Origin of the sequence: Indiicoccus explosivorum (assembly GCF_002167005.1) — a bacterium.
Taxonomy (GTDB): Bacteria; Bacillota; Bacilli; order Bacillales_A; family Planococcaceae; genus Indiicoccus; species Indiicoccus explosivorum.
This window is the reverse complement of sequence record NZ_NHTN01000007.1, coordinates 21347-46850: the sequence shown is the minus strand read 5'-3', so window position 1 is coordinate 46850 and position 25504 is coordinate 21347. Positions and strand designations below refer to the sequence as shown.

The window sequence follows — 25504 nt, the reverse complement described above, 5'->3', positions numbered from 1 at the left end:
GATTCAGGCCGCTGCCGGAAACCGGCTTGCAATTTAAGGGGTTTAAAGATACACTTTAGTCAAGCAACACTGAGAAGAAATATCAGATATGGGGGCGTCCTCATGGAACATACAAAGGAACAGTCGTATCAGCTGAAGGCGGCAGAACTCCTCAAAGCGGATGCCGAAAAGATCGAGCAGCTCATCAAGGTCCAGATGGACCACTTGACGATGCCTCAGTGCCCGCTCTATGAAGAGGTGCTGGACACGCAGATGTTCGGCCTGTCTCGTGAAATCGATTTTGCCGTCAAGCTGGGCCTGATCGACCGGGAAGAAGGCAAACAGCTGATTGATACTCTCGAGAAGAAACTTTCGATCCTTCACGAAGCGTATACGAATAAATGATAAAAAAACTCAAACCGACCAGTTTGGGTTTTTTTACTAATATCGCTTAGCGGCCCGCCGCGGCCGGAAAGGAACAGGGCGGGCATCACTACTTTTTCAGAACAGAATGAGGTATCACATGAAAACATATTTGATGAATTTCAGACGGCATATCGACTATCCGCTGATCCTTACATATGCCGCCCTATCGGTATTCGGCCTGGTCATGATCTACAGCGCCAGCATCGCGTGGGCTTATAATTTTCTCGGGGAATCGCCCAACCATTACTTTATACGGCAGCTGATGAATCTGACCATTTCGCTGCCTGTGTTTGCTGCGGCCGCTATCTTCCCTTACAAGCACTTCCGGGACCGGCGGATGATGATGATCATCCTCGGTGTCATTTTCACGGGGCTGATCCTCGTTCACTTCATCGGGGAAGCGAACGGGGGCGCACAGAGCTGGATCAATCTCGGGCTCGTGAATATGCAGCCGTCGGAAGTCGCGAAAATCGGGATCATCCTTTATCTGGCCGGTGTGTTTGCGAACAAGTATGACAACGGTACGATCAACCAGCTGAATCAGGGAATCATTCCGCCGGTCATCGTCCTGACGTCTGCCATGTTCCTCGTGTTCCTGGAACCGGATATCGGGACGATGATGCTCATCGGCCTCATCGGACTGTGCGTCATGGCGGCAAGCGGAATCCGCTTCAAAGTGTTCATGCGGCTTGCAGGGATCGTCGTGACCGCCATCGCACTGTTCATCGTCCCCATGATGCTGTTCGCGGGTGACCGGATCTTTACAGAGAAGCGGCTCGGACGGATCGATGCGTTCCTGAATCCGTTCGAACATGAACTCGATTATGGTCTTCAGATTGTTAACGGGTACTTGGCGATCGGTTCGGGGGGCCTGACCGGCCGCGGACTTGGGCAATCCGTTCAGAAACTCGGCTACCTGCCGGAACCGCATACAGATTTCATCATGGCGGTCATCGCCGAAGAACTCGGCTTGTTCGGTGTCCTGTTCGTCATCGGCGGGCTGTCGTTCATCGTCCTTAAAGCCTTGTCCATCGCCATGACCACCAAAGATCCGCTCGCCCGGATGCTGGCGGCCGGGGTCGGAAGCATGATCGGCATCCAAAGTTTCGTGAACTTGGGCGGTCTGACAGGAATCATTCCGCTGACCGGAGTTCCGCTGCCGTTCATCAGCTATGGCGGAACATCGATCGTTTTGCTATCGTTAGCTATGGGGATCCTTCTGAATGTTTCCATGTTCCACAAATACGAGAAATCAAAAGAATAAAGGCGGGGATGTTTTTTGGAGAAAATCAAAAAGATACTGGTTGCTAACCGCGGAGAAATCGCAATACGGATTTTCCGCGCCTGTACTGAACTGAATCTTCGGACAGTTGCGATTTATTCAAGAGAGGACAGCGGGTCTTTCCACCGCTATAAGGCGGATGAGTCCTACCTGGTGGGGGAAGGAAAAAAACCGATCGATGCCTATCTCGATATTGAAGGCATAATTGAAATCGCAAAAGATTCCGGTGCGGATGCCATCCATCCGGGATACGGCTTCCTGGCAGAGAACGAAAGCTTCGCCCGGCGCTGTGAAGAGGAAGGGATCATATTCATCGGTCCTTCCTCCCATCATCTCGATATATTCGGGGACAAGGTCAAAGCGCGCGATCAGGCGGTGCAGGCGGGTATACCGGTCATTCCGGGAACTGACGGACCCATCGCTTCGCTTGAGGAAGTCCAGCGTTTCGCCGGTCAGGCCGGGTTTCCAATCATGATCAAAGCGGCTCTCGGCGGCGGCGGACGCGGCATGCGGATCGTGAAGAGCGCAGAGGAACTGCCCGAAGCTTTCGACCGGGCCAAATCCGAAGCGAAAGCGGCTTTCGGCTCCGATGAAATGTACGCTGAAAAATTCATCAGCCGGCCGAAGCATATCGAAGTGCAGATTTTGGGAGATAAAGACGGAAACATCATTCACCTCTACGAACGGGACTGCTCGATTCAGCGCCGTCATCAGAAAGTCGTGGAAATAGCGCCGTCAAACTCTTTATCGGAGGCGCTCAGGGACCGGATATGTGAAGCTGCTGTGAAACTGATGGACAATGTCGGCTACATAAATGCCGGAACAGTGGAGTTCCTGGTGGCGGGGGAAGACTTCTATTTCATTGAAGTGAATCCGAGGATCCAGGTGGAACATACCATCACGGAAATGGTTACAGGAATCGATATCGTGCATGCGCAGATAAAAGTGGCGGAAGGGCACAGTCTTCATTCACAGGAAATCGGCATTCCCGAACAGGGGAAGATCCCCCTGTTCGGACATGCGATCCAGTCCCGTGTCACAACGGAAGATCCGCTGAATGGATTCATGCCCGATACCGGCAAACTGATGGTCTATCGCCCAGGCGGCGGCTTCGGTGTCCGGCTGGATGCGGGGAACGGGTTCCAGGGGGCGGTCATTACGCCGTATTACGACTCGCTCCTCGTCAAAGTATCGACATGGGCGCTGTCCTTCCGGGAAGCTGCCGCAAAAATGGACCGGAATCTGCAGGAGTTCCGGATCCGGGGCATCAAAACGAATATTCCGTTCCTCGAGAACGTGGTCAAGCACGAGAGCTTCCTCAGCGGTGAGTTCGATACCGGATTCATCGACTCCACACCGGAACTGTTCATGTTCCCGGTCCGGAAAGATCGTGGAACGAAGCTGCTGAGCTATATCGGGAATGTGACGATCAACGGCTTTCCGGGAATCGAAAAAACGAACAAACCGATCCACGCGATGCCGCGCAAGCCGGAAACGGATCTCAGACAGCCGGTGCCGGAAGGGACAAAACAGATTCTGGAGCGTGAAGGCGCTGAAGGTCTTATGAAGTGGGTGAAGGACCAAAAAGATGTCCTCCTGACAGACACGACACTGCGGGATGCACATCAGTCACTTCTGGCGACACGTGTCCGGTCGTATGATATGTTCGAGATAGCAAAAGAGACCGCCCGGCTCCAGCCGGATCTCTTTTCCCTCGAAATGTGGGGAGGTGCCACATTCGATGTCTCTTACCGGTTCCTGAAAGAAGATCCGTGGCAGCGGCTCATCCAGCTCCGGAAGGATATCCCGAACGTCCTGTTCCAGATGCTGTTCAGAGGGGCGAACGCGGTCGGTTACAAAAATTACCCCGACAATGTGATCCGGGAGTTTATCCGCAGATCGGGGGAAGCCGGAATTGACGTGTTCCGAATCTTTGATTCCCTGAACTGGCTGAAGGGGATGGAAACCGCGATCGATGAAGTGCGGGCATCAGGAAAAGTGGCGGAAGCGGCTATCTGTTATACAGGAGACATTCTCGATCCGACGAGGGATAAATACACCGTTTCATACTACAAGGAAATGGCGAAAGCGCTGGAAGACACCGGCGCCCATATTCTGGCAATAAAAGATATGGCGGGGCTCCTGAAACCGGAAGCGGCGTACCGGCTCATTTCAGAATTGAAAGAGACTGTCTCGCTTCCGATCCATCTGCATACGCACGATACGAGCGGAAATGGCATTTACTTGTATGCACGGGCGATCGAAGCGGGAGCGGACATCGTGGATACCGCACTCAGCTCGATGGCCGGTTTGACGTCCCAGCCTTCCGCAAGCACCTTGTTCTATGCAATGGATGGCAGCGGGCGGGAAGTGCGATCGGATGTCGGATCGCTTGAAAAGCTGTCCCGTTACTGGGAGGATGTCCGGAAGTACTACCACGACTTTGAGAGCGGTATGAACAGTCCGCATTCAGAAATCTATGTCCATGAAATGCCGGGCGGTCAGTATTCCAACCTGCAGCAGCAGGCGAAGGCGGTCGGTCTCGGGGCGAAGTGGGAAGAAGTCAAAAAGATGTATTCCCGGGTCAATCTCTTATTCGGAGATGTCGTAAAAGTGACACCGTCTTCGAAAGTCGTGGGGGATATGGCGCTTTTCATGGTACAGAATAACCTGGATGAACAAAGTGTCCTTGAAAAAGGTGAATCGCTCGACTTCCCCGATTCGGTCATCGAATTTTTTGAAGGCTATATCGGTCAGCCGTACGGCGGCTTCCCGCAAGCGCTCCAGAAAGTCATCCTGAAGGGGCGCGAGCCGATCACCGTCCGTCCGGGCGAGCTCTTGGAGCCGGCTGATTTCGAAGCGATCAAAGAAGAACTGTACCGGAAGCTGGATCGTCCCGTCACGAGTCATGAAGTGCTGGCATATGCCCTTTATCCGAAAGTCTTCGATCAATATTCCGCGACGTATGAGCAGTTCGGCAACATTTCCGTGCTTGATACGCTCACATTCCTATACGGCATGCGGCTGGGAGAAGAGATTGAAGTGGAGATCGAAAAAGGGAAGACGCTGATGATCAAGCTCGTTTCCATCGGAGAGCCGCAGAAAAATGGACTGCGCACCATTTATTTTGAACTGAACGGTCAGCCGAGGGAAGTCAATATCCAAGACATGACCATCGAGACGGACAGCACTGCGCATCTTAAGGCGAATCCGGCTGACGACAGTCACATCGGCGCGACGATGCCGGGCACTGTGCTGAAAGTCGTGACTGAAAAAGGGGCGAAAGTAAGAAGAGGGGATCATCTCCTTGTCACGGAAGCAATGAAAATGGAGACGACTGTACAGGCACCGTTCGACGGTATCGTGACCGAAATCCACGTCGGACCGAATGATGGCATCTCGACAGGGGACCTCCTCATCGAAATGGAGCGGCACTGAATCCGGCGGTGATATACGGATCAAATCCATTCTCAGCATAGAAAAAACCGGCAGGCACTGGGGTAGCGCCTGCCGGTTTTATGCTGTTCAGGAAAGCTGCCGTCCCCTCGAAACGAGAAGGACCATATAGCAGAGAAGGCCGAACAGCAGTGATATGAAAAGCGAATGGAGAAGGGATACAGCGAGATTGAGTTGTGTCAGCACCACGAGCATGCCAGTCGTCGCCTGCATCAGGACGAGGATGAACGCGGTCAGCCACCCGGACCGGATCACTTTGCTGGCTTTATAATCCCGCATCGCATGCCAGGCGATATAGCCGAGCCAAACGACGATCAAGGCGGCAGCGAAGCGGTGGCCCATCTGCACCCATTCGAACATATTCCGGGGAAGGGCGAATTCATCGTTCCTGCAAAGCGGCCAATCTGCGCAAATGAGACTTGACTCGGTATGGCGGACGAGAGCCCCTGTATAGATGACAAGGTATGAATACAGGGAAACCCCGATCGTATGCATCCGCAGTTTTCGGCCGATCCGCAAATTCTCTGCATTGAACTTTTTGTCGACCTCGAAAATGAGCAGTGTCAGCAGAAACACCGACGCGAACGACAGCAGGGAAATGCCGAAATGGAGCGCCAGTATGAAATCCCCTTGCCCCCATAACACTTGGGCAGCTCCGATCAATGCCTGGAGCACAAGGAAGAAGACCGCCATCACAGCGAGAAATTTAGTTTCGCGGATATGTCCGTAAGCCCGCCAGGCCCAGACAGCCAGCGCGACAATCAGGATGCCGACCGCTCCTGTGACAAGGCGATGCGAAAATTCGATCAGGACTTCTGCGGTTATCTCAGAAGGAATGAGCTCACCGTTGCATCCGGGCCAATGCCTGCCGCAGCCCAGCCCGCTTTCGGTCTTCGTCACAAGAGCACCGCCGAGCAAAATCAGGAGCATGCCGACAGTCGCGGCGACTGCCAGCCATTTCAAATAATTATGCCGTTTTCCGTGCACGCACGTCACCTACTTTTCTGTCAAAACAGACCGAGTGGACGTCTGTCATTAAACGGTTCTGCATACTCGATAATATCGGAAGTGATTTCAAAAAACAATGGAAAACGGGACGGCAGGGGAAGTTTCAAGAAATGGACAAATGTCTTCGCCCCTTCACAAACTGTTCATAAACGCAGCGGTTTCCATGTTAAAAAAAGGGGGTCCTTCCTGTATCATGAGAGGTGTATATCCCCGCAAAATCAGTCGAAAATCCCCGCTTTTCCCGTGATTTACTAGTTGCATGTAGAAAATTGGCCTGGAATTCGATATAGTTAGGTTTAGCGGAATCAGCTTGCAACAATGAAAGGAGGAGGTTTTATGTCCAACGGCCGGTCGCTGTCCGCTCCGCAATCAGCGAAAGCGGAATCAGCAACTTTCCTCAGGGACTTTTTGGCATTGATCAAAATCGGAATCGTCAACTCCAATTTGATCACTGTCTTCACCGGACTGTGGCTGGCATTCCAGTTTTCCGGGAGACACTTTCTCCAGGAACTGGACCTGCTCGTATTCACGATGCTGGGTTCTGCCCTGATCATCGCCGGTTCAGCGGCGATGAACAATTATATCGATCAGGATATTGATCCGGTCATGGCCAGTAAGAAAGCCAGGCCGACAGTTACTGGCAGATTCAAACCCGGCACCGTCCTGGCGATTTCGCTGTCTTTCATTGTTGCAGGCGAAGTGTTGCTGTTTTCTGCATCAACGGCTGCAGGATTATGGGGTATTGCCGGAATATTGGCTTATGTCGTGCTGTATAGCATGTGGTCAAAACGCCGCCACGTGAGCAACACGGTCGTAGGCAGCATATCGGGGGCCATTCCGCCGCTGATCGGCTGGGCTGCGGTCGAACCGTCGCTCGGTTTCGGGGCGCTGGCGCTGTTTTTGATCATGTTCATTTGGCAGCCGCCCCATTTCTACGCATTGGCGATGAAACGCACGGAAGAATACCGGGCAGCGGGAATTCCTATGCTGCCGGTGATCAAAGGGTTTGCACGCACTAAAAAATCCATGCTTCTGTGGGTGGTACTGCTGTTCCCGCTGCCTTTCCTGCTTGCGGATCTCGGAACGGGATTCCTTGTGTTGGCGACGGTGCTGAACATCGGCTGGTTCCTGCTTGCCATCCGAGGCTTCCGGGCGGAGAATGACCTGAAATGGGCGATGCAGATGTTCGTCTATTCCCTGAACTACATGACGATCCTGTTTGTATCGATGATCATTTTCGCTTTATTCGTCTGACATGAAAGTTTTGCGGCAAGAATTTATCCAATTCGAAAGAGAGGTTTGAAAAAGCTATGATGAGAGGTCTTAAAAAGTGGCGTTTATTCGGACTGGCAGCCGCACTGATGGCCTTTTTGGCAGCCTGCGGAGAAGAGCAGATTTCGACGCTCCAGCCTGCAGGCCAAGTGGCTGAGGATCAATTTGACTTGCTGCTGTTATCCACTGGCGTCATGGTATTTGTCATCATCGTCGTTTCTATCATTTATGTTTTAGCGATCATTAAATTCCGCCGGAAAAAAGTGGGGGAAGACGTAATCCCTGAGCAGGTGGAAGGAAGCAAGCGGCTTGAGTTCATCTGGACTGCAATCCCGATTGCCATCGTCCTGTTCCTTGCTGTGCCGACAGTGGCAGTTACATATCAGTTGGCGGATGTGGATGATATGGGAGTGGTCGACGCGGAAGGAACTCCAGCAAGTGTGACAGTGGATGTAACGGCTAAACTGTATTGGTGGGAATTCGCTTATCCGGATCTCGGCATCGTGACCGCACAGGAACTGGTCGTGCCGACGGATGAGCCGGTCTATTTCAATCTGACTGCCGCAGACGTGAAGCACTCGTTCTGGGTTCCTTCCATCGGCGGGAAAACGGATGCCAACACTGACGGTGTCAACACATTCTATCTGACTTTCGATGAAGAATCCGCTGATCTCGAAGATGGCGTGTTCTATGGAAAATGCGCAGAATTGTGCGGTCCTTCCCACGCGCTGATGGACTTTAAAGTGAAAGCGCTGGATGAAGCGGAATTCCAGGCTTGGGTAGCTGCAATGCAGGAATCCACTGGAGAAGCTGAAGGCGAACTTGCGCAGGAAGGCCAGGAGCTGTTCGAACAGAGCTGTATCGCCTGCCACGCAACTTCAGGAGCCGGCACAACGGGCGGCATCGCACCGAACCTTGCGACGTTCGGGGACCGGAACCGGATTGCAGGCTATCTGCCGCATTCGGAAGAGAACTTGAAAAAGTGGATTTCAGAACCTCAGGAGTACAAACCGGGGAACTTGATGCCGGATCCCGGCAGCCTGCCCGGCCGTGAAGGCGAAGCCTTCTCGGAAGAGGAACTGGACGCACTGGCAGCTTATCTGTTCGGTCTGACTGTCGAAGATGACATGTAATTCATTTATTTCTATTCAAAAAGGGAGGTTTACGTTGTGAGTTCTACTGCTCAGGCACAGAAAAAGGGCTTTGGCGCAACTTTATGGGATTACCTCACGACAGTTGACCATAAAAAAATTGCGATTCTGTATCTCGTTTCCGGCGGCTTCTTCTTCGTTGTCGGCGGGATTGAGGCCATGCTGATCCGGATTCAGCTGGCTGTGCCGGCGAACGATTTTGTCAGCGCCGGTGTGTACAACCAGATTATGACGATGCATGGAACGACGATGATCTTCCTAGCGGCCATGCCGCTGCTGTTCGCCTTCATGAATGCGGTCGTACCGCTTCAGATTGGCGCGCGTGACGTTGCGTTTCCATTCTTGAACTCGCTCGGCTTCTGGCTTTTCTTCTTCGGCGGCGTCTTCCTGAACCTTTCCTGGTTCCTCGGCGGCGCTCCTGATGCCGGCTGGACATCATACGCGTCACTGGCCATTGCTTCAGGCGGACACGGTGTCGACTTTTATGCGCTGGGTCTTCAGATTTCTGGTGCCGGAACCCTGATCGCGGGCATCAATTTCCTGGTGACCATCATCAATATGCGGGCGCCTGGCATGACCTATATGAGAATGCCGATGTTTACATGGACTACGTTCATCGCGTCGGCCCTAATTCTGTTCGCATTCCCGCCGCTGACTGTCGGTCTGTTCTTCCTGATTCTCGACAGAATGTTCTTTGCTAATTTCTTCGCTGTTGAAATGGGCGGGAACACCATCATTTGGGAGCACTTGTTCTGGATCTTCGGACACCCGGAAGTTTACATCCTCGTATTGCCGGCGTTCGGTATTTTCTCAGAAATCTTTGCAATCTTTTCGAGAAAACGGCTGTTCGGCTATTCGGCCCTTGTATTTGCGACAATCCTTATCGGGTTCTACGGGTTCATGGTTTGGGCCCACCATATGTTCACAACCGGTCTCGGAGCGACAGCAAACGCGATTTTCGCAGTCGCCACTATGGCGATCGCTGTGCCGACCGGGGTTAAAATCTTCAACTGGCTTCTGACCATCTGGGGCGGAAACATCTCATTCAGCACTCCGATGCTGTATGCGCTCGGTTTCATTCCGTCATTCGTGGCAGGCGGCGTAACAGGTGTCATGCAGGCAGTGGCGCCGCTCGATTACCAGCTCCATGACTCCTACTTCATCGTGGCGCACTTCCACTATGTCATCGTCGGCGGGGTCGTACTGGCATTGCTGGGCGGACTCCATCTGTACTGGCCGAAAATGTTCGGTACGATGCTGAGCGAAAAACTCGGAAAAATTACATTCGCACTGTTCTTCTTCGGGTTCCACGCGACGTTCTTTATTCAGCACTTCCTCGGTCTTCTCGGAATGCCGAGACGTGTCTATACTTTCGTTGGAGACCAGGGCTGGGATCTATACAACTTGATCAGTTCCGTCGGTGCTGCATTCATGGCACTTGGTGTCATCACGCTTGTCATCAACATCATCATGACATCTGTAAAGAACGAGCGTGTCGGCAACGACCCTTGGGAAGACGGACGGACGCTTGAATGGGCGATTCCATCACCGCCTCCGTTCTATAACTTCAAGCAGACACCGCTTGTACGCGGATTGGATACGTACTGGATCGAGAAAATGGAAGGCAATCCGGAAGGCATGACGTATGCGGAGCCGATCGGCGATATCCATATGCCGAATAACTCGATCATCCCGTTCATCATGTCGGCAGGTTTATTCGTCGCCGCATTCGGGGCCCTCTACTTCATCGACGGCGATAAAGCATGGCCGCTGCCTGTACTGGCACTTGGTCTGCTCATCACGCTCGGCTCGATGGCCGCGCGGTCTCTGAAGGACGATCTCGGTTACCATATCCACAAAGAAGATCTGCTGAAGGAAGGGGGCCAGCCGGGTGGACATTAATAAACAGTATTCCGCTCAAACGTGGCCCGATCATCCTGAAACGGCTACGCTGGAAGGTAAGAATAAATTCGTCGGATTCTGGCTGTTCTTGGGCGGGGAAACCGTCCTGTTCGCCACACTGTTTGCAACGTACCTTGCACTGAAAGACAAAGGACCGAGCGGAATGGAAATCACAGCAAGCCAGCTGTTCGAATTGCCGCTCGTCTTCATCATGACGATGCTCCTGCTGACATCTTCTCTCACAAGTGTATACGCCATGTTCCATATGCGCAGTTACAACTTCAGAGCGATGCAGGCATGGATGGCAGTGACAGTGCTGCTTGGTGCTGCATTCCTAGGCTTTGAGATTTACGAATTCAACCACTATGTGCATGAGTTCGGCTTTACTTACGGCCACAGCGCCTTCAGCAGTGCGTTCTATACACTGGTGGGCACACATGGTCTCCACGTGGCAATCGGGCTCGGCTGGTTCATCCTGCTGATGATCCGGAACGCAAAACGCGGTTTGAACTTGTACAACGCATCCAAGTTCTATACGATTTCGTTGTACTGGCACTTCATCGATGTGGTGTGGGTATTCATTTTCACAGTAGTCTACCTGATGGGAGTGGTCGGTTAATATGGCACACGAAGTCGAGACTCGTAAAAAAACCCAGGCTGAGTTTGAGTACGCCAAACGGAAACGTGAAGAAGAGATGCGCGGGCAGGTCGCGACGTTCGCTCTGATGATATTTTTGACGCTCGTCGCGTTCACCGCTGTGGCTGCTGATTTTTCAGCTTACTATGTTGTTCCGACCATTCTGCTCCTGGCAGCAGTGCAGGTCGGACTGCAGCTGTACTATTTCATGCATGCTAAAGAGAAAGGCCACGGAACGCCGATCTTCTTTTTCTATGGCGGCCTTCTGATCGCTTTTACCATCCTGATCACGTTCGTAACTATTATCTGGATCTGATCAGTTCCCCTTCGCCTTCGGGTGAAGGGTTTTTTTATGCCGCCTGCCTTCGGGAATAGAGGTTCTCTGAGAACAAATGTCATGATTCGTTCATTGATATACAAGGAGGCGGCTTATATAATTGAACTAATTGGACTGCAAGGAGGTAATTGATATGCCCCTCAGTATTTTCGGTTTTCAGGCATTGTGGAGTCCGGTGTTCATCGGCGTCCTTGTTTTTTTAACCGTTCTTTATTTTTTGATTACAGTGAAATGGCGCCACGAGTTTGAGGTGAGCGAACCTTTGACCCGGAAAGAAGCCGCGGCGTTCCTATCGGGCATGGTGCTCCTGTACATCATTAAAGGATCGCCGGTCGATCTGCTCGGTCATATCCTGTTCTCTGTGCATATGACACAGATGGCTTTCCTGTTATTTTTAGTCCCGCCTTTGCTGATTGCGGGGATTCCGGCTTGGGTGTGGGCTGCTTTTATCCGCCTTCCGGTGATCCGGACGGTTTTCAAAGTCATGGGATTGCCTTACATCCCGCTGTTCTTGTTCGGTGTCATCTTTTCGTTCTATCACCTGCCGATGGTATTCGATATCATCAAACAGGATGCAACTCTCCATGGAGTCTATACGCTCATCCTGTTCCTGTCGGCGTTCTTTATGTGGTGGCCGATCATGAACACATTGCATGACACATACCAGGTCCATGGACTGACACGGGTCATCTACATTGTGGCAGGGGGCGCCATGCTGACGCCTGCTTGTGCGCTGATCATTTTCGGGGATGTCCCTTTTTACGCAACATATTCAGACCCGGAAGCATGGCTGGAAGCAATGGCACTTTGTGTTCCGGCTTCCACACTGGCTGGCCTCAATCTTACTGGCCCTGAATTGTTTACGAACATGAGTCCCCTTGAAGACCAGCAGGTCGGCGGGATTGCGATGAAAGTACTGCAGGAATTGATCATGACTTACTTCCTCGGCATGGTCTTCTATCAGTGGTTCCGACGCGAACAGGATGATGCTGACGAAATCACGGCAAAAGCACTGAAAGACCGTCAGGCGATGCTTGCCAATCAGCACGGTCAGCATTAAAACGAAAGCATTTGAAAAAGGAGAATTCTGTCCATGAGTCTGCCGCTGCTACCTACATTAAGCACCGCCTTCATCGTCATCAGTGCCACCCTTGTTGCAATCGGTTGGTATTTGGTGGCGAACGGGAAAGTTGAAGCTCATAAGAAAGTGATGTGGACAGCAGGGGCTGCCGCTCTGACCTTCTTTATCATTTATATGTCCCGGACCATCTTTATCGGCAACACGTCCTTCGGAGGGCCGGAAGCGTACAAAGTATACTATACTGTGTTCTTGATCTTCCATATTTTCCTGGCGACTACCGGGGCGGTCTTCGGTCTTGTATCGATTACAACGGGTTATCGGAACCGGCTGAATATCCACCGGAAACTTGGCCCAGTCACCAGTATCATTTGGTTTTTTACGGCCATCACGGGTGTCATCGTATACCTGCTGCTTTATGTATTCTATAAAGGCGGCGAAACGACATCGGTCTTCAAGGCCATTCTCGGTTTTTGATCAGAATAAGAACAGGGGCTGCCACGAGTCGCATCGACGACTCAGGGCAGCCCCTGTTTTCAGCTATTAAATTTTAAAGCGCCATTTGATCATTTCGGCATCGCGGGCGGAAGTATACAGGATGACGATGAGCGGACCAATGATGAATCCGAGCAGTCCGAACAATTTAAGGCCGAGGAACATGGAAATGAGTGTCGCAAGCGGGGACAGCCCGATATAGGTGCCCATCACTTTCGGTTCCATGGTCCGCCGGATCAGCAGCAGGACGAACGCCAGAATGCTGAGTTCGATGCCAAGCACTGTGTTTCCGGCTACGAACTGGTATGCCGACCATGGTGCGAGGATCAGTATGGATCCAAGGATCGGAATCAGATCGATCACCCAGATGACAAGGGACATGACGATGGCGTATTCGGGAATGACGATGAACAGGCCAATCAATGAAGCTGCAAAGATGACCAGACTGACGAGGAACTGAGCTTTCATGAATCCGAAAATCGTCCGGTGCATTCTGGCCAGCATGAAGCGGACTTTATCGGCCGTCTCATCTTTCAGCTGACGGAAGAACAGCATTTTAAGATTCGGGAGTTCCAGCATAAACAGGAAAAGCGCAATAAGGAACACGAGGAAACTCACGAGAAACCCAGGTATCCCGGTCAGCAGTCCCGTGACCGTATCGTAATTAACGAACGTCAGGACACTTTCCCGCACACTGACCAGGAACCCTGCAAATTCCTCTTCGAATACAGCAACCACTTCTTCCGGCAGCCCTTCGGCAGCCCGGAAGAAAAAGGATTCGATATTGAGCCAGGTTTCCGAAAGTGAATCCATATAAACAGGAGCGGTTTTGGACAGCTGGATCAGCTGGCCGATCAGTTGAGTCACCGTAAAGTAGAGAACTGCGGTGATAAAGAGCAGGAATAGAATGAATACGGCGATTACAGAAGGCTTCCGCGGCCATTTAAATCGCCTGCAGGCCCACGCGACAGGCGGCTCGAGCAGAAACGCCGTGACAAGTGCGACGAGCAGCGGGAGGGAGACGGGGAGGATGTAGACAGCAAACACCAGCAATACGCCAATCGCTGCAAGAGTCCCGACTGTTTTCTTATTGAACCATTTACCGGTATTCATAGCGTTCCTCCGTCATTGTGGAATGTTGATGAAAAAGTCTGAAAAAATAAGGGGGAAGAAAAAACTGCAGCCCGCAAACAGGCTGCAGCATTCCATCATACACGCACTTCGAATTCCTGCAAATCGGCTTTTATTGAATTCAGGACATCGAAGCAAGTTTTGACGAGGTGTTCCGGAAAGACCTCATCTTCACCATACTCGATTCCATGCGGATAGTAATGCTTACCGAGGACCGGTTTCATCAGCTGGACCATGGCATCATTTGCATCGATGTCGCCGTTCACCGCAAAGCCGAACACCCGAAGGTAGTATACGCCTTCACGGATGACGAATTTACGGTCGAAAGTGACCCGCTCATAATCCCATGCACCTTCACTCGTCAAATCATATTTGTGCATGATATCCGTTACTACCTGGATATCTGCGCGTGTATTCTCCAGTCCTGTATTCTCGAAATACATTCAGCGTTCCTCCTCAGAAATAGTGCTATCTCAATTTACTCATGCTTCTTCTATAATAGATCAAAAAATTAAGGGATGCAATGACAACATTGTGTCATCAACAGGCGGCAGGTATAATGGAAGTCAATCGTACGTGAAGGGGTTGTATTTTTGAAGAAAGTCATTCGCTTTACGGTTGCAGCAGCGGCTGTGATGCTCTTGCTTTTTATATGGGACTCCCCGATCCAGGAAAACGAGACCCTCCAGGCGCCTGAGACGATTGAACCGCTCCCTGCCGATCAGCCGTCTGCCGGAATATCTTCCGGGACTGCAAGGCCGGAAGAGGGCGTCTCGTCATTCATTGGAAAATCTTCTGAAGAATGGCTGGCCGAATTCGGGGAGCCGGACCGGATCGAGCCGTCCGCATTCGGCTATATTTGGTGGGTTTATAACAGCCCTCTCGATGAATTCCTCATGGCAGGAATAGAAGAAGGGAAGGTCGTTCAGGTATACGCGGCAGGCGAAAGCGCCGATGTGTCCCCTTTTACCATCGGCCAGTCTCTTGAAGAACTCTACAGATTTACGATTGTTGAAAGTGAAATCGCCGCGGAATACGACGGCAATGTATATACATTCCATGTAGCACCGGAAGATCTGAAAAGCCGGATTCTTGTGAAACTCGGTGATGTCTACGCCCAGCTCTACCTTGATCAGGAGGATGGAATCCTGGAAGCGGTCAGGTTCATGGATGCCCGCACGTTAATTGCGCACCGGCCGTATGATATGATTTACATGGGTGAACTCCAGCCGAGGGAAAGGCCGTCATCGGTTCTCCAGCCGGCGGTCGATGCGGCGAATGCCAGACAGATCCTGGACCTTTCTAACGTGTACCGGATCCGTCATGGAGCGGAACCATTGGAAGAACTTCCGGAACTGAGTGAGATCGCCCGCGAATTCAGTGTGAAAGCAGCAGGCACCCGGCTGGCAGCCAATTCGGAAGAGCCATTAAGTCTGGCCGACCGACTGGAATCCGCTGAGATTGATTATGAAAAAGCTGCCGAGAACACGGCCATGGAGTACTATGATGCAGCGGAAGCGATCCATGGCTGGCTGAACTCGGAAGATCATCGGAAGACCTTGCTGTCCAACGACTTCACGCATACCGGCGCAGGAGCTTTTAATCATTTCTATACACAGGAGTTCATCCGGCAGGAGACTTCCGGTGAAGAACCGGTCGAAGAGCCGGAGGAAGAGCCGGTCAGCTCTGTTTCGGCACAGCCATGAATGAGCCTGTCGCTATGGCGATTTCTCGGCCATCCGGCTGCCTGATTCCGCATTCCGATGTAATGAGGTGACGGCCCTGGCGAACAATGGTCGCATCCGCAATGATTTCAGTGCCATCTGCGACAGAAAGATAGTGGATATTGAAATTCACCGTGACGGCAGAGAACCCTTCAGGGCATTTGCTTGTCGCCAATATCCCCATGGCGGTATCCGCCAGTGTCGCCAAGATGCCGCCATGGGGGATTCCAGAAGAATTATGGATCCATCCATTGTTTGGCACAGAAACAGAGCAGCTGTCTTCATGGAGCTCTTTCTTCAACCCGAGGACCGCGCTGAGGGAAGTGGAAAAATGCCCTTGTTGTTTCTGGCGTAATTTTTCCAGCAGTTCGCTGAGCAGTTCGATCTCTTCAGGAGTGCTGCTGCTCAGGAGCTGCTGGAATTGTGTCAATAAATGCTGCATACCGGACAACCTTTCTTTCTGTGCCAAAATAATAAAAATCTGCTATGATAAAGTTGCAAAGGAGGAAGTTCGATGCTTATGACCTCTGATTGGGTACGGATTACAGAAGCCGGTGATGAACTTAGCGGCATGATCCTGCAATCCGAACAAGTCGTCCAGTACAGACATGCATATGAAGCGGTTTATGGCGACAGCGGACTGGCGGCAAGAATAACGGCTTTCCAGCGGCTGAAGGACCAGTACGAGGAAGTGCAGCGCTTCGGCAAATACCACCCGGATTATTCGCGGATCATGAAACAGATCAGGATCGATAAGCGGGCATTGGACATGGACGAGAAAGTGGCCGCTCTCCGGCTTGCGGAAACCGAGCTTCAGGACTTGCTCGATGAAGTGAGCTTCATGATCGGCCGTGCCGTTTCGGAAGCAGTGAAGATCCCATCGGGGAATCCGTTTTTCGCTTCAGCTTCATCATGCAGCGGCGGCTGCGGTTCCGGCAGCGCCTGTTCATGCTCGGCTTAAGGCGAATGCTTTCCCGCCAATACAGGAGAACAAGATAAAGAAAATGTGCAACAGAGCGTTGCACATTTTTTATTATTCCTGTTTGGCGATATGGGTTGAGACGACATCCACTGCCAAGTCGGGGCGGTCCGTTACAATCCCTTTCGCTCCGCTGGCAAGAAGGATTTTCATTTCATCCTTACTGTCGATGACCCAGTAATGGACGGGCACATTCAGCTCACGGAGAAACGCGATCAGACGCGGAGAGTCGAGCCGGATGACATTATACCGGACTGGGATTTGGAACACATCGGCCCGCGGACTGTAAAGATGTCCGAACTGGCTGGAGAACGCCGAATAAGCTTTTTTGATTTCATTCACTCCGGCGCCGATCGCCGTCCGGTTTTGTGCGTAAAGATTGAAGCGGTCGATTTGTTCGTCGTAGAAACTGGTGACGACGACCCGATCCAGGGCATCTTCCGATTCCAGGAGCCGCCAGAGCTTGGATGGCATCAAACTGCCCTCATAAGTGTCCGGTGCATCCTTTATATCGATATTGATCAGCATTTCAGGGAAACGGCGTAGCAGTTCTTGCAGGGTCACCACTTTTTCGCCTTTTCCACGGAAGGAATATTCCCCGTCGAGATCAGTGAACTGATAGCCGAAATCGAGGCTGCGAAGTTCCTCGAGTGTCATCTCGGCTACACGGCCAGCGCCATCGGATGTCCGGTCGACGTACTCGTCATGGAACATGATGATCTCTTCATCCCTGGTTAGCCGGATGTCCGTCTCGAAACCATCCACTCCAAGATCTGCCGCCTTTTTGAATGCTGCCATTGTATGCTCCGGGGCAAGAGCCATTCCGCCGCGGTGAGCTAGAACTATCGGTTTTTCATAACTGATCGCTTGCTTTGCGGATCTCGGCTCGGGCTGGACGAGCGCTTTTGAACCGGCCCAGGCGGCGGCTCCAGCTGCCGCTACGGCGAAACCGACTTTCGTTTTCTTTCCCATAGACTATGTAGACCTCCTCAAAATTACCGAATACAACCATTATACCGATTTAACCTGTTTCTGTGAATTGCGGCAGGTTGCGGTTAAATTATCCTCTATGGTATTCTAAAAACTGAGAAAAGAGGGATATTTATGCGTGATCGCCAAGGACTTATCGTATACGTCAATCATCTGAAACAGGCGAAATCCCTGCGGAAGTATGGCCATGTCCAATTCATATCAAGGAAATTGAAGTACGCTGTCGTGTACGTGGACCAGGAGTCCGCTGCTGCGATGAAAGAAAAGCTGGAAAAGCTGCCGTACGTAAAAAAAGTGCAGGAATCATATCGTCCATTCCTGAAAACGGAATTTGAAAATGCGAAACCTGATAAAGCGAAAGAATACGACTATAAAATGGGGCTCTGACTGTCCTGCCGTCTATCTAAGCGGCGGCAGGAAGTGATTAAGGCGCAGAATCCCGATCAAGTAACTGTAGTACAGCTCTTTATCCGCAAAAAGCCGGGACGGCTTCACGTCGAGGCTGATCGGTTCCTTGCCCGCGGCCTGCATGCTTTCGATGGCCATCCGGAGGCGTTTTGATTCCGGCTGAATGCCTTCCCTGCAAATATAGATCGGTGTGAAATTGCTGTCGCCACCAGGGGAGAATGCCGCTGCGACCGACAATATCGGTTTGCCGTCCGGATTTTCCGAGGCAAAAATAAAACCGTTCGTAAAACGCGCCGCATTCGTGCGGATCAATTCACATAACTCGAAAACATCCCCGAACCCTTCCCCAAGTTCAATAAACCGCTGATTCATCATGACACATCCTTTCCGTTCATATTTTACCACGCAAACCGGGAGATGAGTACCGGGTGGCTGGACCGCTCCGCAGAGAAGACTCCGGAAGCGCCGGACGGCCGCTGCCGCCTGTTTTCGGCTTCTGCGGACGGGAACTGGCCGGACTGGCTGAATTGATGAATGAAAATATCAAAAAAGGAGGGGCCGCATATGCGTGTAATTGCAGGGACCGCCAGAGGGATTCCGCTGAAAGCTGTTCCGGGCGTTCAGACACGTCCGACTGCCGACAAAGTAAAGGAGTCCATTTTCAACATCATAGGCCCATTCTTTGAAGGAGGGACGGCAATCGACCTGTTCGCAGGAAGCGGCGGACTGGCGATCGAAGCGCTCAGCAGGGGCTTTGACCGGGCGATTTTTACAGATAAGAATCAGAAAGCGGTCGAAGTCATTCAATTCAATCTGGCGAAAAGCCGGTTTAGCGAGCAGGCGGAGGTATACCGGGCAGATGCCGGCCAGGCGATCCGGGCAATGGCCAAAAAAGGTATCATCGCCGATTTGCTTTTCCTTGATCCACCCTATAAAAAAAGCGGAGCCTATCGCCTGATGGAGACTGCAGCCGCAGCAGGCATACTGGCAGACGGTGCCACAGTGGTCTGTGAACACGACTCCGGCAGCGGACTGGCGGCAGAGACAGAACATTTCAGCCGGTACCGGCTCGCCGAGTACGGCGGCACGGCGGTATCCTTTTACCGCCTCAGACAGAGAGGAGAGGAATGAGAATGGGGAAAACGGCAGTCGTACCGGGAAGCTTTGATCCGGTGACGCTCGGCCACCTTGATATCATCAAGCGGGCGGCGGTCATATTTGACGATCTCTATATCGTGGTGCTGAATAATTCATCGAAGAACCCCCTCTTTAGTTCAGAAGAGCGGGTGAGGCTGATCGAAGCCGTAACCGCGGATATACCAAATGTGAAAGTGGAGACGTTCCAAGGGCTGCTGGTCGATTATGCCCGGGAAGTGAACGCGCATGCAGTCGTCCGCGGCCTGCGTGCCGTTTCGGATTTCGAATACGAGATGCAGATCACTTCCATGAACCGGGTACTGAGCGAACAGCTTGAAACGGTGTTCATGATGACCAACAATCAATATTCTTTTTTGAGTTCGAGTATCGTTAAAGAAGTGGCGAAATACGGAGGAGATATCAGTGAACTCGTACCGGAAACGGTCCGGAAAGCGCTGACTTTGAAATTTGATCAACAATAAAGGAGGGCGGCGGATGAGAAAAGGACAAGCCCTTTTTTTTCTGACAGTCGTTGCTGCAGCGCTGCTTCTCTCGCTGTATCCCCTCGATTCATATATCACCCGTCCAGGGAACGCTTTCGAACTCGCCCCGCTGGTCGAGGTGGAGAATGGGGATGAAGATGACGAAGGGACGCTGAGCCTGATGACAGTCACTATGATGCAGGCGACCCCTGCACTTTACGCTTGGGCGAATATTGCAGACGGCTACAAGATCGTGAGGCCAGAAGAGTTCCGGAACCCGCACGAGAGCGAGAATGAATATAATGTGAGACAGCTTCAGCTGATGTCCGCTTCTCAGCTGAATGCAATCCAGGTGGCCTACGGTGAAGCAGGTGAGGAATTTAACGTCAGCCGGGAAGGGGTGTTCGTTACTAACATCCTGCCGGATGCGGCTGCAGAAGGGATACTGGAACCCGGAGACCGGATCGCGGCCATCGATGGACGCGAGTATGAATCACTGGAAAAGTTCCTGGATTATTTATCGGGAAAAGAGGCTGGTGAAATTGTGACGGTCACAGCTGACCGGAACGGAAGAACAGTGGAAGAAGAAATCACACTGGCGGAAATTCCCGGAAGTGATGGCCGGATCGGTCTCGGCATCGCTTTCGCTGAAGACCTTGAGATCGAAACCGAACCGGATATCACAATCCAGTCCGACCGGATCGGCGGCCCATCAGCCGGACTGATGTTTTCCCTGGAAATCTATAACCAGCTCGTCGAAGAAGACATAACGAAGGGATATGACATTGCGGGCACTGGCACATTGACCGCGGACGGCGAAGTCGGCCGGATCGGCGGAATAGACCAAAAGGTCATGGCGGCCGATCAGGAAGACATCGACATCTTTTTCGCTCCGGATGATGAGACGGGGGACCTGCTGAGCAACTATTCAGTAGCCGCCCGAATTGCTGAAGAGCTCGGGACGGATATGGAGATTGTTCCGGTCCGGACGTTCGACGACGCACTCGAATATCTCGAGACCCTTCAGCCGGCGTAGATCGGGGGCATCCGGAATTCTTTTTTCAAATCAGTTTCCCCTATGCCGGCCAAGTAAATACGCGATGCATGGAGATCGACGGCTCCCATCCCGCTGCGTAAATCTGCAGCGCGGCTAATGATGGGAAGTCCGATCTCTTTTTTGTATGTATTTAAATAGCTTCTGCCTTTGGCAGTCATTCCGAGTATACGGACATATTCCGGCAGTTCGAAGCGCCTGAGCTCTTCCCACGTAAACCCTGTCAGGATATGGGTGAGCATGCGCTGGATGCGTGTCCATGTATACCGTTTTGATTTCACTGTATTCATGAATGAAGCGAAAGTTTCGGCAGAAACTGCAGCATCTGCCAAAAGGTGCTCGATCCCTTCCGCTACTTCCGCATAATCCGCAAGCCGCTGCGGCCGGTCTCTTAATAGGGAAGTACGTAGCATGGGATAGAAGGCAGGCCAGCCGCCGAAGCAGCCGTACTCGGAATGGAACCGGACCAGTTCATCCAGCGAAGCGGTCGGGAGAAAACCTGTCAGTTCATCCGGTTCCGCTCCGTCGCTGACTGCCTTCCGGATGCCTGTAGCGCTCGCGATTTGCTCGGAAGGGGATAACGGATCATGATAACCAGCCCCGAGACGCTTGATGGTAAGCGGCCGGATGGGAGAGCCTAGCCGTTTGGCCGCTTCCACATAATGATAGCCGAGGATGTTGTTCGGTTTCGTCAGATCCGCGAAGGCGGCATCCCCTTTTGTCACAGAAGCGTAAGCGTCGTTCATCGCCTTAGGATAGCTGATGCCGGTCCGGATCGCCCGGCTGATTTCAGCTTCATATTCCCCCCGGCGGCTGGCCAGGAAGTCGAATGTACGGAGAAAAGGCCCGATATCGCCTTGCTCACTGCCGAAGACGAAGGATTCACAGCGGACGGCATCCAAGATGGCGAGAGCCCCTTTTGCGAATTCAGCGGCCTGTGCTGTTGAAAAAACATACGGCAGCTCCACCACCAGATCAACGCCGCCGGCCAGCGCCATCCGCGTTCTTGTCCATTTGTCGGTGAAAGCGGGTTCACCCCGCTGCAGGAATTGTCCGCTCATCACGGCAATTACGGCGTCTGCGCCGGAAATCTCCCGTGCCTGCGCGGCGTGATGTAAGTGCCCATTGTGGAAAGGGTTATACTCCACCACGATTCCAGTTGCTTTCATTCAAGTCGCCCCTCTGTTAAAATGATAGTTCAATTATAACGAGGATGAGCGGACGGTGACAAGAAATTATCTTGACATCACTTCCCGTGCGTTATATAATCAATTTTGTTGTCTTGAGGTGGTTACAAATGAAATGGTCGGTAATGCAACTTCAAAAACACCAGCGAAACGGAATGGAACTGGACGAAACGGTCCGGCTTGACGAAGTCATGGACCGGAACTCCGAAATCCGGGCTATTTCACCCGTGCATGTCACGGGACATTGCGACATCGGTTCGAAAAAGATGACATGCCACCTGCGGCTTGAAGGCGTCCTGATTCTTCCTTGTGCAAAAACATGGGAAGATGTCGAACTTCCGTTCAACATAAGATCGGATGAAATTTTCGAGTGGGGCGAATATGCGGATGAGTCGGAAGACGAAAACGTGCATGCGGTGGAAGGGGATGTCATCGATCTCCAGCCTGTTCTGGAGGAACTGATTCTGCTTGAAATACCGCTCCAGGTGTTCAGAGAAGGTGCCGACGATGTTGTCATCGAAGGTGGAGCTGATTGGTCGTACAAGACGGAAGACCAGCTGCGCGAAGAGGCTGAGAATGAAAAACCGAAAACTGATCCGAGACTGGCCGGTCTGGCCAAATTCTTTGATCAGTCCGAGGAATAGATCCTTTTAAGGAGGTGTCACCAATGGCTGTACCATTCAGAAGAACTTCCAAAACCAAGAAGAGAAAGCGCCGTACACACTTCAAACTTGAAGTGCCTGGTATGATCTCTTGCCCGAACTGTGGCGAACCGAAGCTGGCTCACCGTGTCTGCAAAGAATGCGGTCACTACAAAGGAAAAGAAGTCGTCAGCAAATAAGTGTGTATTTGCTGATCTAAGACCGTCAAGAGACCATGGCTCTTGACGGTCTTTTTGCAATGGAAGATAAAAGGTTTAGATACATAGGCAGAAGCCGGAAATACGGCTGCGGAAGAGGAGATGAGGAGAAGTGGCATACCGGATAGAAGAATCTGAAGGAATCCTTACGTTCACGATTGACCGGCCCGGAATCCGGAATGCAGTGAACAGCGAAGTCATGGACGGTCTTGAGAAATTCATCAGCGAGGCGCGGGAGCGTAATATCCGCTGTGCTGCCGTCACCGGCGCCGGCACACAGGCATTCTGCTCCGGCGGGGACTTGTCGGTTTTCCACGAACTGAAAACGGAACGGGAGGCTTTTCCGATGCTCGACAGAATGGCAGGCCTTCTATTTAAACTGAAAACGCTGCCTGTGCCTGTTGTAGCGATTGTGAACGGAACAGCAGTAGGCGGCGGATGCGAAATCGCGACTGCCTGTGATTTCCGTCTGGTGCACGAGGAAGCGAAGTGCGGTTTCATCCAAGGTACGCTTGCCATTACGACAGGGTGGGGCGGAGGAAGCTTCCTTCTGGAGACGCTGCCGCACAGTACGGCTCTCCGTATGCTGTCATCCGCCGGTGTATTCACAGCTGGCGAATTGATGGAAAAAGGATGGGCGACTGAAATTTATCGGTCCGAAGAGGACATATCCGCGTTCTTCAGACAGTTTCTCCGCGTGCATCCCGATGTGCATGCCGCTTATAAGCAGCTAGCCAAGGAAAGGTGGGAAACGGCCGGACTCCGGGAGCGGGTCGCCAAGGAAGTGAGGCGGTGTGCGAAACTGTGGGAGGCTGAAGCGCACCATGAGGCTGTGGGGGAATTTTTCCGTAAATCCGGGAAGAGCTGACCCTCAGGACGGACAGGTTAATAAGAAAAGTTGAAATCGCTTTCAAATTTCGTATATTCTATAAAGGTGGGGGATCAAACACAGGGGGTACATATTATGAAAAAAGTTCTGATCGCAAACCGGGGAGAAATCGCCCGCCGAATCATCCGGACATGCAAACGGCTCGGAATTTCTACAGTCGCCGTCCATTCGGAAGCGGATGCGGAGCTTCCTTACGTGAAAGAGGCGGATGAAGCAGTCCTGATCGGACCTGCGCAAGTGGCCCAATCGTATCTGCAGGCGGACAGAATCATTGAAGAAGCGAAGCGGCTTAAGGCAGACGCTATCCATCCGGGTTATGGCCTGCTGTCGGAAAATGCGGCTTTTGCTAAAAAAACGGAAGATGCCGGTCTTTTATTCATCGGACCTGCTGCCGGAACGATTGAGAAAATGGGAGACAAGATCGAAGCCCGAAGAACGATGCAGGCGGCTGGTGTGCCAGTGGTGCCTGGCACGGAAGAAGGCGTCGCCACAGCAGAAGAGGCTTTGCGGGAGGCGGCTCGGATCGGTTACCCGATCATGCTGAAAGCGAGTGCGGGAGGCGGCGGCATCGGGATGATCCGCTGTGAGAATGAGCAAGCGCTCACTCAGCAGTTTGATTCAGTCAAGAACCGGGCGAAAGCTTATTTCGGGGATGACCTCGTTTTCCTGGAGAAGTTCCTGCCGGAAGCCCGGCATATTGAAGTACAGATTTTCGGGGATGGGAACGGGAACGTCCTTCATTTGTTTGAACGGAACTGTTCCGTCCAGCGCCGCAATCAGAAAGTGATCGAAGAATCGCCGTCGCCCGCGCTTCCGGAAGAGACGCGGCGGGCGCTTTGCGAGGCTGCTGTCCGGGCGGGCAGGCGGTCGGGTACCGGAATGCCGGGACTGTCGAGTTTATCGTGGACAGGGATAACCGGTTTTATTTCCTCGAGATGAATACGAGACTCCAGGTCGAGCATCCGGTTACGGAAGAAGTGACGGGGACGGATTTGGTCGAATGGCAGCTGAATGTCGCCGGGGGTCAAAGCTTGCCGTCTCAGGAAGAAATCGATTCGGCCGGACACGCCATCGAGTACCGGATTTATGCAGAGGACCCGGTCACGTTTTTCCCGTCACCCGGTAAACTTGAAAGGATTGAGTGGGGAGACGGAGAGGCGCGGATCGACAGCGGCTATGACAGCGGCAATACGATTACGCCCCATTACGATCCGATGATTGCGAAAGTGATCATCACAGGAGCGAACCGCGAAGAGGCGCTGGAAAAATCCCGTTCATTCTTTGCTTCCGCTGCGATAGAAGGAGTGAAGACGAACCTTCCGCTTTTCCAGCAGCTGCTGGAAGCTGAAGCATTCAAGAAAGGCGACTACACGACAGCTACGCTTCCAGCGTGGCTGGCAAAAAATAAGGAGGAACAGAAATCATGAAAGAATTGAAAGCGACAATGGCAGGAACTGTACTGAATGTGTTGGTGGCGGAAGGACAGGCAATTGAAGCGGGACAGGCGGTTTGCACACTTGAATCGATGAAGATGGAAATTCCTGTCGAAGCGGAATTCGCCGGGAAAGTCGAAAGCGTGAACGTGGAGACCGGCGCATTCGTAAACGAGGGCGACACACTTTTGACAGTCAGCGAATAAGG

At 52.2% G+C, this 25504-nt stretch carries 27 protein-coding genes and 1 pseudogene; 21 read left to right on the top strand and 7 right to left on the bottom strand.

Annotated features, from left to right (window positions below):
* Positions 1-102 precede the first annotated feature (102 nt).
* From CCE92_RS01770 to pyc, 3 genes are all read left to right on the top strand, one after another.
* The gene (locus tag CCE92_RS01770) at positions 103-384 is read left to right on the top strand and encodes an Fpa/YlaN family protein (RefSeq protein ID WP_088005806.1); all 282 of its coding nucleotides are present in this window, start codon (positions 103-105) and stop codon (positions 382-384) included.
* Between the two features lie 118 nt (positions 385-502).
* On the top strand, positions 503-1669 hold the full coding sequence (locus tag CCE92_RS01765) for an FtsW/RodA/SpoVE family cell cycle protein (protein WP_088005805.1): 1167 nt from the start codon (positions 503-505) through the stop codon (positions 1667-1669).
* Positions 1670-1684: 15 nt separating this feature from the next.
* Positions 1685-5125, top strand: coding sequence for a pyruvate carboxylase (gene pyc / locus CCE92_RS01760; protein ID WP_088005804.1), 3441 nt, complete (start codon positions 1685-1687; stop codon positions 5123-5125).
* Between the two features lie 87 nt (positions 5126-5212).
* Here pyc and CCE92_RS01755 read toward each other — a convergent pair whose 3' ends face one another.
* Entirely contained in the window at positions 5213-6130 is a 918-nt protein-coding gene (locus tag CCE92_RS01755) for a COX15/CtaA family protein (protein WP_088005803.1), read from the bottom strand.
* A gap of 357 nt (positions 6131-6487) precedes the next feature.
* Between CCE92_RS01755 and cyoE the strand changes: the two genes are divergently transcribed.
* The 7 genes from cyoE to CCE92_RS01720 all read left to right on the top strand — a co-directional run bounded on the left by cyoE (position 6488) and on the right by CCE92_RS01720 (position 13005).
* Positions 6488-7405 carry a heme o synthase gene (gene cyoE, locus CCE92_RS01750; protein ID WP_088005802.1) on the top strand — a complete coding sequence of 306 codons (918 nt, stop codon included), beginning with the start codon at positions 6488-6490 and terminating at the stop codon, positions 7403-7405.
* 56 nt (positions 7406-7461) lie between these two features.
* The gene (gene coxB / locus CCE92_RS01745; protein ID WP_088005801.1) at positions 7462-8556 is read left to right on the top strand and encodes a cytochrome c oxidase subunit II; all 1095 of its coding nucleotides are present in this window, start codon (positions 7462-7464) and stop codon (positions 8554-8556) included.
* A 36-nt stretch (positions 8557-8592) separates the two neighbouring features.
* A complete protein-coding gene (locus CCE92_RS01740) occupies positions 8593-10476 on the top strand; it encodes a cytochrome c oxidase subunit I (RefSeq protein ID WP_088005800.1) in 1884 nt (627 codons plus the stop codon).
* Positions 10466-11095: a cytochrome (ubi)quinol oxidase subunit III gene (locus tag CCE92_RS01735; protein WP_088005799.1), complete on the top strand. Its 630-nt coding sequence runs from the start codon at positions 10466-10468 to the stop codon at positions 11093-11095. The genes CCE92_RS01740 and CCE92_RS01735 overlap by 11 nt, the downstream gene beginning before the upstream one ends.
* 1 nt (position 11096) lies before the next feature.
* Positions 11097-11429, top strand: coding sequence for a cytochrome c oxidase subunit IVB (gene ctaF, locus CCE92_RS01730; RefSeq protein WP_088005798.1), 333 nt, complete (start codon positions 11097-11099; stop codon positions 11427-11429).
* A 154-nt stretch (positions 11430-11583) separates the two neighbouring features.
* Positions 11584-12510: a cytochrome c oxidase assembly factor CtaG gene (gene ctaG, locus CCE92_RS01725; RefSeq protein ID WP_088005797.1), complete on the top strand. Its 927-nt coding sequence runs from the start codon at positions 11584-11586 to the stop codon at positions 12508-12510.
* Positions 12511-12543: 33 nt separating this feature from the next.
* Entirely contained in the window at positions 12544-13005 is a 462-nt protein-coding gene (locus tag CCE92_RS01720) for a DUF420 domain-containing protein (RefSeq protein WP_088005796.1), read from the top strand.
* A 66-nt stretch (positions 13006-13071) separates the two neighbouring features.
* On the opposite strand, the gene ytvI is transcribed toward CCE92_RS01720, so the two are convergent.
* Both ytvI and CCE92_RS01710 read right to left on the bottom strand, forming a co-directional pair.
* The gene (gene ytvI / locus CCE92_RS01715) at positions 13072-14136 is read right to left on the bottom strand and encodes a sporulation integral membrane protein YtvI (RefSeq protein WP_088005795.1); all 1065 of its coding nucleotides are present in this window, start codon (positions 14134-14136) and stop codon (positions 13072-13074) included.
* Between the two features lie 95 nt (positions 14137-14231).
* Positions 14232-14597 (bottom strand): YugN family protein, encoded by a 366-nt coding sequence (locus CCE92_RS01710; RefSeq protein ID WP_088005794.1) that lies wholly within the window; start codon positions 14595-14597, stop codon positions 14232-14234.
* A 150-nt stretch (positions 14598-14747) separates the two neighbouring features.
* Between CCE92_RS01710 and CCE92_RS01705 the strand changes: the two genes are divergently transcribed.
* Entirely contained in the window at positions 14748-15860 is a 1113-nt protein-coding gene (locus tag CCE92_RS01705; protein ID WP_088005793.1) for a CAP domain-containing protein, read from the top strand.
* On the opposite strand, the gene CCE92_RS01700 is transcribed toward CCE92_RS01705, so the two are convergent.
* Positions 15835-16320, bottom strand: a complete 486-nt coding sequence (locus CCE92_RS01700) for a PaaI family thioesterase (protein WP_088005792.1) — start codon at positions 16318-16320, stop codon at positions 15835-15837. The genes CCE92_RS01705 and CCE92_RS01700 overlap by 26 nt on opposite strands.
* Before the next feature lie 72 nt (positions 16321-16392).
* Between CCE92_RS01700 and CCE92_RS01695 the strand changes: the two genes are divergently transcribed.
* The gene (locus CCE92_RS01695; RefSeq protein WP_088005791.1) at positions 16393-16839 is read left to right on the top strand and encodes a YlbF/YmcA family competence regulator; all 447 of its coding nucleotides are present in this window, start codon (positions 16393-16395) and stop codon (positions 16837-16839) included.
* A gap of 72 nt (positions 16840-16911) precedes the next feature.
* Here the strand turns inward: CCE92_RS01695 and CCE92_RS01690 are convergent, their stop codons facing one another.
* Positions 16912-17829 (bottom strand): glycerophosphodiester phosphodiesterase family protein, encoded by a 918-nt coding sequence (locus CCE92_RS01690; protein WP_088005790.1) that lies wholly within the window; start codon positions 17827-17829, stop codon positions 16912-16914.
* 132 nt (positions 17830-17961) lie between these two features.
* Between CCE92_RS01690 and CCE92_RS01685 the strand changes: the two genes are divergently transcribed.
* The gene (locus CCE92_RS01685) at positions 17962-18234 is read left to right on the top strand and encodes a YlbG family protein (RefSeq protein WP_088005789.1); all 273 of its coding nucleotides are present in this window, start codon (positions 17962-17964) and stop codon (positions 18232-18234) included.
* Positions 18235-18246: 12 nt separating this feature from the next.
* On the opposite strand, the gene CCE92_RS01680 is transcribed toward CCE92_RS01685, so the two are convergent.
* Positions 18247-18627: a DUF7147 family protein gene (locus CCE92_RS01680; protein ID WP_088005788.1), complete on the bottom strand. Its 381-nt coding sequence runs from the start codon at positions 18625-18627 to the stop codon at positions 18247-18249.
* Positions 18628-18789: 162 nt separating this feature from the next.
* Here CCE92_RS01680 and rsmD point away from each other — a divergent pair, with 162 nt between their 5' ends.
* Genes rsmD through CCE92_RS01665 form a run of 3 tightly spaced genes read left to right on the top strand, consistent with a single transcriptional unit; the run spans position 18790 to position 20910 of the window.
* Positions 18790-19386: a 16S rRNA (guanine(966)-N(2))-methyltransferase RsmD gene (gene rsmD / locus CCE92_RS01675; RefSeq protein ID WP_088005787.1), complete on the top strand. Its 597-nt coding sequence runs from the start codon at positions 18790-18792 to the stop codon at positions 19384-19386.
* 2 nt (positions 19387-19388) lie between these two features.
* The gene (coaD, locus tag CCE92_RS01670; protein WP_088005786.1) at positions 19389-19874 is read left to right on the top strand and encodes a pantetheine-phosphate adenylyltransferase; all 486 of its coding nucleotides are present in this window, start codon (positions 19389-19391) and stop codon (positions 19872-19874) included.
* A 13-nt stretch (positions 19875-19887) separates the two neighbouring features.
* Positions 19888-20910, top strand: coding sequence for a SepM family pheromone-processing serine protease (locus CCE92_RS01665; RefSeq protein ID WP_088005785.1), 1023 nt, complete (start codon positions 19888-19890; stop codon positions 20908-20910).
* Here CCE92_RS01665 and CCE92_RS01660 read toward each other — a convergent pair.
* On the bottom strand, positions 20898-22097 hold the full coding sequence (locus CCE92_RS01660) for a nucleotidyltransferase (protein ID WP_088005784.1): 1200 nt from the start codon (positions 22095-22097) through the stop codon (positions 20898-20900). The two genes, CCE92_RS01665 and CCE92_RS01660, sit on opposite strands and share 13 nt — an antisense overlap.
* Positions 22098-22225: 128 nt before the next feature.
* Between CCE92_RS01660 and CCE92_RS01655 the strand changes: the two genes are divergently transcribed.
* From CCE92_RS01655 to CCE92_RS01635, 5 genes and pseudogenes are all read left to right on the top strand, one after another.
* Positions 22226-22759 carry a YceD family protein gene (locus CCE92_RS01655; protein ID WP_088005783.1) on the top strand — a complete coding sequence of 178 codons (534 nt, stop codon included), beginning with the start codon at positions 22226-22228 and terminating at the stop codon, positions 22757-22759.
* Positions 22760-22782: 23 nt separating this feature from the next.
* Complete coding sequence (gene rpmF, locus CCE92_RS01650) at positions 22783-22956, top strand: 50S ribosomal protein L32 (RefSeq protein WP_088005782.1); 174 nt, start codon at positions 22783-22785, stop codon at positions 22954-22956.
* Between the two features lie 130 nt (positions 22957-23086).
* On the top strand, positions 23087-23842 hold the full coding sequence (locus CCE92_RS01645) for an enoyl-CoA hydratase/isomerase family protein (protein WP_088005781.1): 756 nt from the start codon (positions 23087-23089) through the stop codon (positions 23840-23842).
* A gap of 96 nt (positions 23843-23938) precedes the next feature.
* Positions 23939-25290 (top strand): annotated as a pseudogene (locus CCE92_RS01640) (acetyl-CoA carboxylase biotin carboxylase subunit).
* Positions 25287-25502: an acyl-CoA carboxylase biotin carboxyl carrier protein subunit gene (locus CCE92_RS01635; protein ID WP_088005780.1), complete on the top strand. Its 216-nt coding sequence runs from the start codon at positions 25287-25289 to the stop codon at positions 25500-25502. Before CCE92_RS01640 ends, CCE92_RS01635 begins: the two are co-directional and overlap by 4 nt.
* Positions 25503-25504 lie beyond the last annotated feature (2 nt).